16 protein-coding genes are annotated in these 12529 nt (G+C 71.0%); 6 read left to right on the top strand and 10 right to left on the bottom strand.

Annotated features, from left to right (window positions below; genetic code table 11):
- Window positions 1-170: 170 nt before the first annotated feature.
- Together AC5677_RS26005 and AC5677_RS26010 are read right to left on the bottom strand one after the other, a co-directional pair.
- Window positions 171-428, bottom strand: a complete 258-nt coding sequence (locus AC5677_RS26005; protein ID WP_003983230.1) for a WhiB family transcriptional regulator — start codon at window positions 426-428, stop codon at window positions 171-173.
- Window positions 429-748: 320 nt separating this feature from the next.
- Window positions 749-1741 carry a diacylglycerol/lipid kinase family protein gene (locus tag AC5677_RS26010; protein ID WP_497190340.1) on the bottom strand — a complete coding sequence of 331 codons (993 nt, stop codon included), beginning with the start codon at window positions 1739-1741 and terminating at the stop codon, window positions 749-751.
- 96 nt (window positions 1742-1837) lie between these two features.
- On the opposite strand from AC5677_RS26010, the gene AC5677_RS26015 reads away from it, so the two are divergent.
- Window positions 1838-2299 (top strand): hypothetical protein, encoded by a 462-nt coding sequence (locus AC5677_RS26015; protein ID WP_497190341.1) that lies wholly within the window; start codon window positions 1838-1840, stop codon window positions 2297-2299.
- Window positions 2300-2383: 84 nt separating this feature from the next.
- Here the strand turns inward: AC5677_RS26015 and AC5677_RS26020 are convergent, their stop codons facing one another.
- The 4 genes from AC5677_RS26020 to AC5677_RS26035 form a co-directional block, all read right to left on the bottom strand.
- Window positions 2384-3352 carry an RNA polymerase sigma factor SigF gene (locus AC5677_RS26020; RefSeq protein ID WP_497196760.1) on the bottom strand — a complete coding sequence of 323 codons (969 nt, stop codon included), beginning with the start codon at window positions 3350-3352 and terminating at the stop codon, window positions 2384-2386.
- Between the two features lie 43 nt (window positions 3353-3395).
- On the bottom strand, window positions 3396-3809 hold the full coding sequence (locus AC5677_RS26025) for an ATP-binding protein (protein ID WP_497190342.1): 414 nt from the start codon (window positions 3807-3809) through the stop codon (window positions 3396-3398).
- 304 nt (window positions 3810-4113) lie between these two features.
- Window positions 4114-4614, bottom strand: a complete 501-nt coding sequence (locus AC5677_RS26030; protein WP_497190343.1) for a GNAT family N-acetyltransferase — start codon at window positions 4612-4614, stop codon at window positions 4114-4116.
- A 55-nt stretch (window positions 4615-4669) separates the two neighbouring features.
- Complete coding sequence (locus AC5677_RS26035) at window positions 4670-4930, bottom strand: UBP-type zinc finger domain-containing protein (protein ID WP_497190344.1); 261 nt, start codon at window positions 4928-4930, stop codon at window positions 4670-4672.
- A 385-nt stretch (window positions 4931-5315) separates the two neighbouring features.
- Here AC5677_RS26035 and AC5677_RS26040 point away from each other — a divergent pair, with 385 nt between their 5' ends.
- The gene (locus AC5677_RS26040) at window positions 5316-6914 is read left to right on the top strand and encodes a Na+/H+ antiporter (RefSeq protein ID WP_497190345.1); all 1599 of its coding nucleotides are present in this window, start codon (window positions 5316-5318) and stop codon (window positions 6912-6914) included.
- 44 nt (window positions 6915-6958) lie between these two features.
- Here the strand turns inward: AC5677_RS26040 and AC5677_RS26045 are convergent, their stop codons facing one another.
- The 3 genes from AC5677_RS26045 to AC5677_RS26055 form a co-directional block, all read right to left on the bottom strand.
- A complete protein-coding gene (locus AC5677_RS26045; RefSeq protein ID WP_497190346.1) occupies window positions 6959-7897 on the bottom strand; it encodes a 1-aminocyclopropane-1-carboxylate deaminase/D-cysteine desulfhydrase in 939 nt (312 codons plus the stop codon).
- A 55-nt stretch (window positions 7898-7952) separates the two neighbouring features.
- Window positions 7953-8543, bottom strand: coding sequence for an N-acetylmuramoyl-L-alanine amidase (locus tag AC5677_RS26050; RefSeq protein ID WP_497190347.1), 591 nt, complete (start codon window positions 8541-8543; stop codon window positions 7953-7955).
- Between the two features lie 158 nt (window positions 8544-8701).
- Window positions 8702-8935, bottom strand: a complete 234-nt coding sequence (locus AC5677_RS26055) for a hypothetical protein (RefSeq protein ID WP_403501343.1) — start codon at window positions 8933-8935, stop codon at window positions 8702-8704.
- Window positions 8936-9127: 192 nt separating this feature from the next.
- On the opposite strand from AC5677_RS26055, the gene AC5677_RS26060 reads away from it, so the two are divergent.
- The 4 genes from AC5677_RS26060 (at window position 9128) to AC5677_RS26075 (ending at window position 11996) form a co-directional block, all read left to right on the top strand.
- Window positions 9128-9877 carry a helix-turn-helix transcriptional regulator gene (locus AC5677_RS26060; protein ID WP_497190348.1) on the top strand — a complete coding sequence of 250 codons (750 nt, stop codon included), beginning with the start codon at window positions 9128-9130 and terminating at the stop codon, window positions 9875-9877.
- A gap of 114 nt (window positions 9878-9991) precedes the next feature.
- Complete coding sequence (locus AC5677_RS26065; RefSeq protein WP_497190349.1) at window positions 9992-10753, top strand: hypothetical protein; 762 nt, start codon at window positions 9992-9994, stop codon at window positions 10751-10753.
- Complete coding sequence (locus tag AC5677_RS26070) at window positions 10735-11679, top strand: glutaminase (RefSeq protein ID WP_497190350.1); 945 nt, start codon at window positions 10735-10737, stop codon at window positions 11677-11679. The genes AC5677_RS26065 and AC5677_RS26070 overlap by 19 nt, the downstream gene beginning before the upstream one ends.
- A gap of 89 nt (window positions 11680-11768) precedes the next feature.
- Window positions 11769-11996, top strand: coding sequence for a hypothetical protein (locus AC5677_RS26075; RefSeq protein ID WP_497190351.1), 228 nt, complete (start codon window positions 11769-11771; stop codon window positions 11994-11996).
- Between the two features lie 46 nt (window positions 11997-12042).
- Here the strand turns inward: AC5677_RS26075 and AC5677_RS26080 are convergent, their stop codons facing one another.
- Window positions 12043-12492, bottom strand: a complete 450-nt coding sequence (locus tag AC5677_RS26080; protein ID WP_497190352.1) for a VOC family protein — start codon at window positions 12490-12492, stop codon at window positions 12043-12045.
- Between the last annotated feature and the right edge of the window lie 37 nt (window positions 12493-12529).

Raw genomic sequence — 12529 nt, forward strand, 5'->3', positions numbered from 1 at the left:
GCCGGTGAACCGCACCGGCGGGCCGTAAAGCCCCTGAACAGCAGCAAGCCCCGGACCCATCTGGTCCGGGGCTCAAAGCTGTTGCGATGCGATAACGACCGGTCTTTTCAGCGCCGGGGCTGCATCGGGGGTACTGCGCGCTGCGGCTCGGGGGCCACGGGGCTACTGGCTCAGGCGCTGGCGTTGCGCGCCCGGTTGCGAGCTGCACGGCGCTTCATTGCGCGGCGCTCGTCCTCGCTCAGACCACCCCAGACGCCGGAGTCCTGGCCGGACTCGAGCGCCCACTGCAGGCACTGCTCCATGACGGGGCAGCGGCGGCAGACGGCCTTGGCTTCCTCGATCTGCAGCAGCGCAGGACCGGTGTTGCCGATAGGGAAGAAGAGCTCGGGGTCTTCCTCGCGGCAAACGGCGCGGTGACGCCAGTCCATGGCTGCTCCATCTCCTCGTGTGACGGGATCGTTGCTTGTGAATGTGAACGCTTTCACGAATCCCCCCGCAAGGGAAGGGCCGTAACCCAGTTGTGAACTGGGGCGGTCCAGTGGAATGAGGGGGAGGATTCGGGCTCTCAAGGGGGCCGGTTAAGTGGCCGTCCCGATCGCCATGAAGAGACTCGCAAACCTCGGCTGCGGATACAACCCCTTCCGGAAACTTTTTTTTGATTCCTTGGTGTCGCATCGGTCACAGCCGTCATTCCAGGGGGTGGAAGACAGTCTAAACGTTCGAGTGAAAGGACTTTAGGCCCTGCTGCTCACACAATCACACGCAGTGCACGGCGAACGCCTGTGAACGTCACGCTCGTACGCAGTCCCAGGTGATCCCCGTCCATCTGAAACGGCAGTGGCGCCTGCGAATGCAAGGTGAACTCGGTGAGGTCGTGGAGGGAGACCGCGTGCTTGCCCCGGGGGCCGTGGTGCGGTGTTGACGTCAGCAGCTGGGTGCCGTAGCGGGCCACCGCAGGGGCCGACAGCTTGCCCAGTGCGAACAGATCCAGCCCGGTGTCGAACGATGCCCGGGGGGACGGGTAGATCGGGCGATTGCCCAGGTAGGTCCAGGGGGCGGTGTTGCAGATTATGGACATCACCAGGTCCTCGACGACCGCCGTGCCGCCGTCCGTGCCGTCCTCGCCGACCGGACGTTCGAGCGTGATGGAGCCGTTCCGGCGGTTCTGCTCGCCCAGGTACTGGCGTACGAACTGCCGCACGTACAGGGCATGCGTCGAACGCTTGCCGCGTTCGCGCTGCTGCTCGACGCGGCCCACGACGCCGGCGTCGAAGCCGAACCCCGCGCAGAAGGTGAACCAGCGGGGTGGCGCGCCCTCGTCCTTGCTGCCCGGGGTGCCGGAGGCCAGGCCCAGGCCGACGGTGCGCTCGCTGCGATCGCGCAGCGCGTCCAGGAGGGCGCCGGTCGCCTCCACCACGTCATTGGGCAGGCCGAGCGCGCGGGCGAAGACATTGGTGGAGCCGCCGGGGACGACGGCCAGCCGCGGGTGCGAGTCCGGATCGGGGCCGTTCGCCAGCAGGCCGTTGACGACCTCGTTGACGGTGCCGTCGCCGCCGAGCGCCACGACCAGCTCGGTCCGGCCGTCCTCGGCGGCCTCCCGGGCCAGGTCACGGGCGTGCCCGCGGTACTTCGTCTCGGCGACCTCCAGCTTGAGGTCGCTGGCGAGCGCATGGGCGAGCACTTCGCGGGTGCGGGCACTGGTGGTGGTTGCTGCGGGATTGACCACGAGGAGTGCGCGCATATGGAGCAGCGTACCTACCTGCAGGTACTTGTCTCACGCCCCGTCCGGGGTTCGGGCGGCCCCGGGCCCCGGTATCCGCGGCGCTACCCTGCTGGGGTGAGCAGCAAGCAGAAGCAGTCCGCGAACCGCGCCGCCGGCACCGCCGCCGTACCCGAGCCGACCGGGCCGCGGCCCGCCCGGCTGAGCGTCGCCGCGGCGCTCACCGCCGTCGAGGGGCTGGCGCTGGCCGCCATGGGCGTGTACATGCTGATCATGGGGCTGGTCGGTTCGCCGGACAGTCCGCAGCAGGCCGAGATGGGCGGTGTGACCGTGCTGGCGCTCGCCGCGCTGCCGCTCGTCGCCGCGCGCGGGCTGTGGCTGCGCCGCCGCTGGAGCCGCGGCCCCTCGCTGATCACGCAGATCGTGGCGCTGCCGGTGGCCTGGACGCTGATCAAGGGCGGCGGGGCACTGATCGCCGCCGGCGCCGGGCTGGCCGCCGTGGCGGCCGTGGTGCTCGTCCTGCTGGTGAATCCGACCGCGACCGTGGCGCTGGGCATCGGCCCCCGGGAAGCGGAATGAGCGCCGACGGGCAGTGAGCGACAGGGGGCGGGGCCATGGCGGCCCCGCCCCCTTCGTATCAGGCGTTACTCCTCGACTGAGGCGTTACTCCTCGACCAGGAGCTTGTCCCGCAGCTGTGCCAGGGTGCGGGCCAGGAGGCGCGAGACATGCATCTGGGAGATGCCGACCTCCTGGGCGATCTGCGACTGGGTCATGTTGCCGAAGAAGCGCAGCAGCAGGATCTTCTTCTCGCGCGGCGGAAGATCTTCCAGGAGCGGTTTGAGCGACTCGCGGTACTCCACCCCCTCCAGCGCCTCGTCCTCGGTGCCGAGGGTGTCGGCAACGGCCGGGGACTCGTCGTCCGTGTCCGGCACGTCCAGCGAGAGCGTGCTGTACGCGTTCGCCGACTCCAGCCCCTCCAGGACCTCCTCCTCGGAGATCCCCAGATGCTCGGCCAGCTCATGGACCGTCGGTGCCCGGCCGTGGCGCTGGGAGAGCTCGGCGGTCGCCGTGGTCAGCGACAGCCGCAGCTCCTGGAGGCGGCGCGGGACGCGGACCGCCCAGCCCTTGTCGCGGAAGTGCCGCTTGATCTCGCCGACGACCGTGGGGGTGGCGTACGTGGAGAACTCCACGCCGCGGTCCGGGTCGAAGCGGTCCACCGACTTGATCAGGCCGATGGTGGCGACCTGGGTCAGATCGTCCAGCGGCTCGCCGCGGTTGCGGAACCGCCGCGCCAGATGCTCGACGAGCGGCAGATGCATCCGTACGAGGGTGTTGCGCAGCTCCGCGCGCTCCGCGGAGCCGGTGGGAAGCTCGCGCAGCTCGTAGAACATCGCCCGCGCGCCGCTGCGGTCCTGTGGGCCGTGCGGCTCGTGGTGATGCTGTTCTTCCTGGGGCTTCTGGTCGGTTCCGGATGGATCGTGCCGGTCCGCCTGCTGCCCCTGCTGCTCGCTCTGGTCCATGTGGTCCGCCCGCTCTGCCTGCTCCGCCGCGTCCAACCGGCCGCCGTGGTCGTCCGTGCCCACCGGATGCGGCCGGGCCTGCTGCTCGGGGATGGCCACACCGGGCGCCATCCGCGTGCCGCGTTCGAGATCTTTCACGGGGCCCCCTGTTCGGTCATGACGGTCCGGGACCGGCGCCGCGCTCCTTGTACAGACTGATGGTGACCGTCTGGTCCTCGGCGACGGCGGAATCGACCTTGCCGGCCAGTGCGGAGAGCACCGTCCAGGCGAAGGTGTCGCGCTCCGGGGCACGGCCGTCGGTCGTCGGAGCCGACACGGTCACCTGCAGCGCGTCGTCGATCAGCTGGAAGACGCAGCTCAGCACACTGCCGGGGACGGCCTGTTGCAGCAGGATCGCGCAGGCCTCATCGACCGCGATGCGCAGATCCTCGATCTCGTCGAGGGTGAAGTCCAAGCGGGCTGCGAGCCCGGCCGTGGCCGTACGCAGCACGGACAGGTAGGCACCCGCAGCGGGCAGACGGACTTCCACGAAGTCCTGAGTCCCGGGCTCGCCTGCGATCTGGGACACCCTCACCTCCAAGGTGGCACAAGCTGGTTGAGCTGGAATGCGGGACGTCCCGAGGGCCTCGGGACATCCCCGCCGGATGCGTTCTCCTGTCGGGTGAAAGGAGAACGAACCGGTGCAGCACATGGTTCGGCTGTGACGCTATCGCGATCTGCGGGCCGGTGTCGCCCGGAAGGAGCACGGCTGCCTTCCGGAAGGCGCTCCGGGCCGCGGTCGCCCCGCGCCTACGCTGTCACTGGCTGTTACTTATTGTACGGCTATGAGTACGGACGGTGGCTAGAGGTCTGCGCCGCCAAATCCATCCCGATTACGCTCCGTTGACACGCGAAGCGCCGGCAAGGTTGTGCAGCGCATCTCCAGTGAGCCGGAAGACCGTCCATTCGTCCATGGGCTGCGCACCGATCGAACGGTAAAAACCGATGGACGGTTCGTTCCAATCCAGGACTGACCACTCACAACGTGCGTAGCCGCGGGTCACGCAGATCTCCGCGAGGGCCGCGAGGAGCGCCTTGCCGTGGCCGCCGCCGCGCGCCTCGGGGCGTACGTACAGATCCTCCAGGTAGACACCGTGCGTGCCCGTCCAGGTCGAGAAGTTCCGGAACCACAGGGCAAAGCCCACCGGGCCTGCCTCCGTCTCTCCGTCCGCCTCCGCGATCAGGGCGAAGGCCGCCGGGTGGGCCCCGAAGAGGGCCTCCTTCAGCTGCGGCTCGGTGGCCTGCGCGGACTCCGCCGCGCGCTCGTACGCGGCCAGCTCGCGGATCATGGCCAGTATGGCGGGGACATCGTCGGGCGTCGCTTCGCGGATCATGCCGCAAGGCTAAACAAGGCGCCGCGGGCCGCCGCCGTCGCCTCCCGCCGGGGCCTCACACCAGAAGCTGGTGGACGAAGCACCAGCGCCAGTCGTCGCCCGGTTCGAACGACCGCATCACGGGGTGGCCGGTCTCCTTGTAGTGCGCGGTCGCATGCCGGTACGGAGACGAGTCGCAGCAGCCGACATGGCCGCAGCTCAGGCACAGCCGCAGCTGCACCGGGTGGCTGCCGGCCGCCAGGCACTCCAGGCAGGTGGCGCTCAGCGGGGCCGGTTCGGCGCGCGGCAGTTCGGGAACATGCGTGCACTCGCTCATGCCGCCCCCTCGCTCCGCTCGGCCTGGCATTCACGAGGCGCGCACCTTTTTGTGATTCGCTCGCTGCGCTCGCTCATGCCGCCCCCTCGCTCCGCTCGGCCTCGCATTCACGAGGCGCGCACCTTTTTGTGATTCGCTCGCTGCGCTCGCTCATGCCGCCCCCTCGCTCCGCTCGGCCTCGCATTCACGAGGCGCGCACCTTTTTGTGATTCGCTCGCTGCGCTCGCTCATGCCGCCCCCTCGCTCCGCTCGGCCTCGCATTCACGAGGCGCGCACCTTTTTATGATTCGCTCGCTGCGCTCGCTCATGATTGCCAGGTTAGATCGCCGGGACGGCCGGTGAAGCGATCACCGGCGAAGGCGTGGGTACGGGGACGGGACGGGCCATGGATGTGATGCCGCTGCTGTTGCTGGTCGCGGGGAGCGCGGCGGTCGCCGGACTGGCGCGGCGCACCCCCGTGCCGGCGCCCTTGCTGCTGGTCGCCGCGGGGATCGGGGCCTCGTACATCCCCAACATCCCCGACTACACCCTCGACCCGGGCATCGTGCTGCCGCTGCTGCTGCCCCCGCTGTTGCACACCGCCGCACTGGACAGCTCGTATCTGGACCTGCGGGCCAACCTGCGGCCGGTGGCGCTGCTGTCCTTCGGTTATGTCCTCTTCGCGACCCTGGTGGTGGGCTACGCCGCCTACCTGGTCATCCCGGGTCTTCCCCTGACAACGGCGCTCGTGCTGGGCGCGGTCGTCGCGCCGCCCGACGCCGTGGCGGCCACCGCCATCGCCCGCAAACTCGGGCTGCCGAGCCGGATCACCACGATTCTGCAGGGCGAATCGCTGGTCAACGACGCCACCGCGATCACCGCCTACAAGGTGGCGCTGGCCGCGGCCGTAGGGGTCGGCGCCACCTGGTCCGACGGCATCAGGGAGTTCGCCGTGGCCTCCCTCGGCGGCATCGGGACCGGCCTGGTCCTGATGGTGCCGCTGCACTGGCTGCGCTGCCGGCTGCGGGATTCGGCGCTGCTGGAGAACACCCTCTCGCTGCTGATCCCGTTCACGGCGTATGCGGCCGCCGAACAGCTCGGCGCCTCCGGGGTGCTCGCCGTCGTCGTGGTCGGCCTCTATCTGGGCCACCGGTCCTGGCAGGTCGACTTCGAGACCAGGCTCCAGGAAGAGGCCGTGTGGAAGATGGTCTCCTTCATCCTGGAATCCGCGGTCTTCGCGCTGATCGGGCTGCAGCTGCCGGTCGTGCTGCGCGGCCTGGGGGAGTTCGGTACGGCGGAGGCCCTCGGGTACGCGGCGGTGCTGTTCGCCGTCGTGGTCCTCGCCCGCTTCGCATGGGTCTTCCCCGCCACCTTTCTGCCGCGCGCCCTGTCGGCCCGGATCCGTGCCCGCGAACCCGATACGAACTGGACCTCGCCGGTGATCGTCGGCTGGGCCGGGATGCGCGGGGTGGTGTCGCTGGCCATCGCCTTCTCCGTGCCCGCGACCGTGCACGGCGGCGGGCACTTCCCCGCCCGCAACCTCGTCCTCTTCCTGACCTTCACCACCGTCATCGGCACGCTTGTCGTCCAGGGTCTGACGCTGCCGCCGCTGATTCGCGCGCTGAAGCTGCCCGGCCGCGACGAACGCGCCGAGACGCTCGCCGAGGCGCAGGCCCAGAACGATGCCTCACGGGCCGCCGAGGCGCTGCTCGACGAACTCCTCCAGGACCCCCGCAACGCGCTCCCAGGGCCCCTCTCCGACCGTCTGCGCATCGTTGTGGAGCGGCGCCGCAACGCGGTGTGGGAACGGCTGGGCACGGTCAACGAGGAGACCGGCGAGTCCGCCGACGAGACCTACCGGCGCCTCGCCCGCGACATGATCGACGCCGAACGCCGGGTCTTCGTCGAGCTGCGCGACGCCCGCCGGATCGACGACGAGATGCTGCGGACCCTGCTGCGCCGGCTGGACCTGGAGGAGGCGGCGGCGTACCGGGAGGGGGCATAGGGCGCGGGGCCGGGCCGGGTCGGGCCGGGTGCGGTGCCTGGTGGCTACGGCGTGCCGGTGATCACGGCCGCGACGGTGCTGCCGGGGGCGAAGGCGCCCTCCTCGGCCAGCGCCGTCAGTCCGTACAGCAGCTTGGCGACATAGACGCGTTCCACCGGGAGGCCGTGGCGGTCCTCGAAGGCGGCGGCGAAGGCGTCCAGTTCGGGGGTGGTGCGGGCGTATCCGCCGCAGTGGAAGCGGCCGTCCAGGCGCCAGTCGCCGCGCGGGCCGCCGAAGGCCGCGCGCTGGAGCTCCTCGACGGTGCGCTGGAGGAAGTGCGGGCAGCCGGGGCCGTCGCCGCCCTTGAGGACGGGGATGCCGAGGGCGCGCTGGTCCCGGCCCAGCCCCGCGGCCAGCCCCGCCAGCGTGCCGCCCGTTCCGCAGGCCACCGCGACCGTGTCCGCGGCGCCGCGCAGTTCCCGGCCCAGCTCCGTACAGCCTTGTGCGGCTAGGGAGTTGCTGCCGCCCTCGGGTATGACGCGGAAGGCGCCGAAGCTCTCGTGCAGGGCGGCGAGCACGTCCGGGTCGGTCTTGCGGCGGTAACGGGCCCGGTCGATGAAGTGCAGCCGCATGCCGTCGGCGGCGCAGCGGGCCAGGGACGGGTTGAGCGGCGCGGCGGCCAGCTCGTCGCCGCGGACCACGCCGATGGTGGCGAAGCCGAGGAGGCGGCCGGCCGCCGCGGTGGCCCGCAAGTGGTTGGAGTACGCGCCGCCGAAGGTCAGCAGCGCGCGCTCGCCGGCCGCGGCGGCGGCCCGCAGGTTGGGCGCGAGCTTGCGCCACTTGTTGCCCGGCAGGTCGGGGTGGATCAGATCGTCCCGCTTGAGCAGCAGCCGTACGCCGCGGCGCGCGAACGGCGCGTCCTCGATCTCCTGGAGGGGGGAGGGGAGGCGGGGCCGCAAGGTGTCGGGGCCGGGGCCGGGCTCTGGGCGAGGGGGGCGGGACATGCCTCCCATTGTCCGGGGTGTCCCGGGTGCCCCGCCCGGCCCGCGGCCCGCGCGGTCACTTCAGGCGTTCGCGGATGCGTCCGCGCAGCGCGTCCATGGTGAAGCCCCGGGGATCGACCTTGCCCGGCTGCCACTCCAGATGGCCGATCACCGAGCGCTCGCCCCAGCCGTGAGCCCGGCACAGTGCCGCCGTGGCCTTCTCCAGGGCGGTCATCTGGGCGTCCGGCCAGGGGTCCTTGCCGTCGCCGAGGTTCTCGCACTCGAAGCCGTAGAAGACCTGATTGCCGTCGGTGTCGGTGTCGTTGTCCGGCGGCAGCCGCTTCTCGGCGATCACCGCGCGCAGGACGTCGCCGTCGCCGAGCCCGGCGTGGTTGGCGCGGCCGTGGCCGACCAGATGCACCGTGCCGTCCTTGGTGATCACGCCGTGGCACAGCGGGCCGGGCAGATCGGTGTGGCCGTTGTAGCAGAGCCGTACGGTGGACTCGGCGCCGGACGTCGCGGTGTGGTGCACCACGATGCCGTGCACCGGCCCCCAGGGGCCCATGTGGTCGCGGTTGTGCGTCCTCCAGTCGCCCACCTCGACGACCCGCAGCCCCTCGGCCTCGAGCGCTTCGAGAAAACGGTCAGCGGACAGCGGTAGGGCCATCACCGGCTCCGATCGTTACGTGGCGGCCGCCGACCGCGCACCGCCTCATGTCTCGCTTCTACGTGATCGCCGGGAGCGAGGGAGTGGAACGGCATAAAACGGACCGGTTGTTCGGTGGGTGTGCGAGCGATTCCGGCCGACGGCAGGCCGGCGGCGGGCTACCCCCGCAGGAACGCGTCGCCGTGGGCGTTGATGTGCGCCTCCAGCGCGCCGAGCGCCTCCCGGGTCGCCTCGGGTGTGCCCGTGCCGCTGCGCTCGGCGTAGTACGCGGCGCCCAGCTTCTTCAGCAGGTCGGACCCGGCGCGATGCGCCTGTACTTCGTCGACCTTCTGCTTGCCCTGCGCCAGTCCGCGCTGCGCCTGCTCCTTGGCCCGGTCGAGAAACCCTGACATTGCTGCCTCCGTGAAGGTCGGTGCCGTGAGGGATCAAAGCAGTCAAGCGATCACCGCGGTCGAGCGATCACTGCAGTCGAACCATCACTGCAGTCAAGTGATCAAAGCGGTGAAAGCGATGAAAACGATGAAAGCGATCAATGGAATCAACGGCGCGGACGGCCGTGGGGTTCCCGTGCCAGGCTGGGACATGTGGGCGAAGAGCGCGACACGGGTGGGCCGCACGGCGCAAGCGCCGGTGCTGCGAGCGCCTACCGCGAGCGGAGATCCCGGCTGGCCGGCGCGGTGCTGTGGGCCAACACCTTGGCACCCTCGGCGCGGCCGGTGCTGCCCGACGGCTGTATGGACCTGATCTGGACCGAGGGCCGGCTCCTGGTGGCGGGACCGGACACCGGGCCGTATCACCCGGGCCGGACCGGCGCGTCGCCGGGCACCTTCTTCGCGGGCCTGCGCTTCGCCCCGGGACAGGGTCCCGCCGTCCTCGGCGCGCCGGCCCATGAACTGCGGAATCTGCGGGTCCCGTTGGAGGAGCTCTGGGCCCCGGAGCGGGTGCGGGCGCTGGCCGGACGGGTGGCCGCCGAGGGGTCGCGCGCCCTGGAGGAGGCCGCCGGGGCCCGCCTGGAGGACACCGCCCCGGGGACGGCACCCAGGACCGCCGCCGTCGCTGCGGCCCTGGCCCGCGGCCGCCCCGTCGCCGAGGTCGCCCGCGGCGTCGGGCTGAGCGAACGCCAGCTGCACCGCCTCAGCCTGGACGCCTTCGGCTACGGCCCCAAGACCCTCACCCGGGTGCTGCGCCTGGTCCGCGCCCTCGATCTGGCGCGCTCCGGCATGCGCTACGCCGAGGTCGCGGCCCGCGCCGGATACGCGGACCAGGCGCATCTCGCACGCGAGGTGAAGTCGCTGGCGGGGGCTCCGATGGGGGTCCTCCTCGCGCCGGGTTAGCGACTATTGCCCAGGCGTTGGTTGTCATCGGCCACATAGTCACCCGTATGGATGGTTCTGGTTGAGTTTGCTGGTGCACGCCGTGAGGGGAGTGGATTGTTGTTCCCAGTACGAATGTTCGTGATCGTCGCTGGGGAGGGAGGCCGGGGCGTGGCGCGGGGGTTGCGGGTGCTGGTGGAGCCGTTCACGGTGGCTGCGCCGTGTGGTGCCCGTATCCGGGACCGATTGCGCGTGTCCGCTGGAGATGTGGAGGTGTTGCGGCGGGTCGGGGAGCATCGTGGCCGTCTGGCGCGGGCTGATCTGGCCGCGCGTGTCCGTATCGGCGATGTCCCGGCGAAGGACAATCAGCGAGCAGGGCGGAAGAGGCGGCTGACGGCTGTGTCATCCTCCCGCTGGGCCGGAGCAATCACCCGAGCCTGTGAGGACCAGTACCAACTGTCGACGCGCTGCCTGTTCGACGAGCGGGCCGCACTGCGCCGCGCGGTGGGCAAGATGTCCGCCCGCCTGAAGGTGGGGTGCGGGCGCCGCGAGCAGGGTGTACGCGGCTACGCCGATCAGGCTGAACGCTTCCAGAAGCAGCGCCCCCGCGGTGCGCTGAGCGCACGTCTGGCCCAAGTTGAGCAGCGCATCGAGGCCGGCCGCCCGGCGATCGTGGTAGGTGGCAGACGTCTGGCGAAGGTGCGGCATAACCTGCCCGAGGCTCAGCTCGCCAAGCACGAGTGGCACCGCAGGTGGGACGCGGCCCGCATGTTCCCGGTCTCCCAAGACCGTTCGGGGAGACGAACCGGGCCCGGCCCGGCTCACGGTGATGCGGCCGACAGCGGTCAACATCGCCAGGAACGGTTAGCGTGTGCGTCATGGACTACCAGGCCGTGATCGAAGAGGTAGCGGCCCATGCCCGGCCCTACGTGGGACAAGGACAGGTCGCCGACTACATACCGGCGCTGGAGAAGGTGGCCCCCGACCGTTTCGGGATCGCGGTGGCCGACCTCAACGGCAAGGTGTACGGGGCCGGCGACTGGGAGGTGCCGTTCTCCGTCCAGTCCATCTCCAAGACGTTCTCCCTGGCGCTGGTGATGGCCCAGAGCCACGGCAGCCAGGGCGGCCGGGACGCGCAGGGCGTCGACGAGATCTGGCGGCGGGTGGGCCGCGAGCCGTCCGGTACGCCGTTCAATTCGCTGGTCCAGCTGGAGGCCGAGAACGGCATCCCGCGCAACCCGTTCATCAACGCCGGCGCCCTGGTGGTCACCGACCGGCTGCTGACCCTCACCGGTGACGCCAGCACCGCGCTGCTGCACTTCCTGCGCGAGGAGAGCGGCAACCCGGAGCTGGCCTTCGACCAGGCGGTGGCCGACTCCGAGGCCGACCACGGCGATCGCAACGCCGCGCTGGCGCACTTCATGGCGTCCTTCGGCAACCTGGAGAATCCGGTCCCCAGCGTCATCGAGCACTACTTCTGGCAGTGCTCGATAGAGATGAGCTGCCGCGACCTGGCCACGGCCGGCGGCTTCCTGGCCCGCCACGGGCTGCGCGCCGACGGCAGCCGGCTGCTGGAGGCCCGCGAGGCCAAGCGGATCAATGCGGTGATGCTGACCTGCGGGACGTATGACGCGGCGGGCGAGTTCGCCTACCGGGTGGGGCTGCCCGCCAAGAGCGGCGTCGGGGGCGGGATCGTGGCCGTCGTGCCGGGCCGCTGCACGCTGTGCGTATGGAGCCCGGGGCTGGACGCCCGCGGCAACTCGGTCGCCGGTGCGGCGGCCCTGGACCACTTCACGACGCTGACCGGGTGGTCGGTCTTCTGAGGGCTGCGCGGGGCCGGGGGCCGCTTCGGCCGCCACGCGTTGTGGGCCGCCCCCGCTCGGCGCATCGTGGGGCTAGGAGGTGCACCGCCATGGACCATGAGATCCGCGCCGAATACGAGGAAGGTGTGCTGCCGCACGAGGACACACCCGTCAAGCTGTGGCACATGTGCCGCGTGACCAGCCTCACGGCCATGTGCGGGCGGGAACTGGCCCCGGCCGCCGCCGTCCAGCCGGCCGACCACTGGGGCACACCCAAGGCCGAGCCGTTCTGTTTCCTGTGCGGTGCCCAGTACCTGCGTGAGCACCCCGGACCGTAGGACACGGGTGGGGCGCTCACGACCCCGCCACCAGGCCCCCCCAGGACTAGGCCAGCGGCGCGAACAGGTCCACCCCATGGCCGTCCGGATCCTGTACGACGGCGTAGCGCTGCCCCCAGAACGCGTCCCAGGGGGCCTTCTCGCCCGCGTAGCCGGCGTCGGTGAGCTCCGCATAGACCTGGTCGACCGCGGCGGGATCCGCGCATGCGAAGGCCAGGCCGGTCGGCGTGCCCCCTTGGGGCGGGGTCCAGTCCGGGTCGACGGCGCGGGCGGTCGCGTACGAGTCCCACATCAGGCGCAGGCCGCCCGGGAGCTGCGCCTCGGCGTGCGGGGCGGCGTCGGCGTCGGCGGGGATGTCCAGGCCGAGGCGGCGGTAGAAGGCGAGCGAGGCGGCCATGTCGGAGACGACCATGCCGATGGCCGCGAAACGGGGGGACGAGGAGAGAGAGGGAGAGGGGGCCGGGGACGGGGCCGGGGAGGCGGAAGGAGTGGTCATGCGGCGAGCCTAGGGAGGGCGCCGCCGCGTGGTCTTG

This window comes from Streptomyces sp. JLSY215 (assembly GCF_059682825.1).

Coding starts and splice junctions, on each gene's coding strand:
- AC5677_RS26005 (WP_003983230.1), bottom strand. CDS start 428: ATGGACTGGCGTCACCGCGCCGTTTGCCGCGAGGAAGACCCCGAGCTC.
- AC5677_RS26010 (WP_497190340.1), bottom strand. CDS start 1,741: ATGCGCGCACTCCTCGTGGTCAATCCCGCAGCAACCACCACCAGTGCC.
- AC5677_RS26020 (WP_497196760.1), bottom strand. CDS start 3,352: ATGGCGCCCGGTGTGGCCATCCCCGAGCAGCAGGCCCGGCCGCATCCG.
- AC5677_RS26030 (WP_497190343.1), bottom strand. CDS start 4,614: ATGATCCGCGAAGCGACGCCCGACGATGTCCCCGCCATACTGGCCATG.
- AC5677_RS26035 (WP_497190344.1), bottom strand. CDS start 4,930: ATGAGCGAGTGCACGCATGTTCCCGAACTGCCGCGCGCCGAACCGGCC.
- AC5677_RS26040 (WP_497190345.1), top strand. CDS start 5,316: ATGGATGTGATGCCGCTGCTGTTGCTGGTCGCGGGGAGCGCGGCGGTC.
- AC5677_RS26045 (WP_497190346.1), bottom strand. CDS start 7,897: ATGTCCCGCCCCCCTCGCCCAGAGCCCGGCCCCGGCCCCGACACCTTG.
- AC5677_RS26050 (WP_497190347.1), bottom strand. CDS start 8,543: ATGGCCCTACCGCTGTCCGCTGACCGTTTTCTCGAAGCGCTCGAGGCC.
- AC5677_RS26055 (WP_403501343.1), bottom strand. CDS start 8,935: ATGTCAGGGTTTCTCGACCGGGCCAAGGAGCAGGCGCAGCGCGGACTG.
- AC5677_RS26065 (WP_497190349.1), top strand. CDS start 9,992: ATGTTCGTGATCGTCGCTGGGGAGGGAGGCCGGGGCGTGGCGCGGGGG.
- AC5677_RS26070 (WP_497190350.1), top strand. CDS start 10,735: ATGGACTACCAGGCCGTGATCGAAGAGGTAGCGGCCCATGCCCGGCCC.
- AC5677_RS26075 (WP_497190351.1), top strand. CDS start 11,769: ATGGACCATGAGATCCGCGCCGAATACGAGGAAGGTGTGCTGCCGCAC.
- AC5677_RS26080 (WP_497190352.1), bottom strand. CDS start 12,492: ATGACCACTCCTTCCGCCTCCCCGGCCCCGTCCCCGGCCCCCTCTCCC.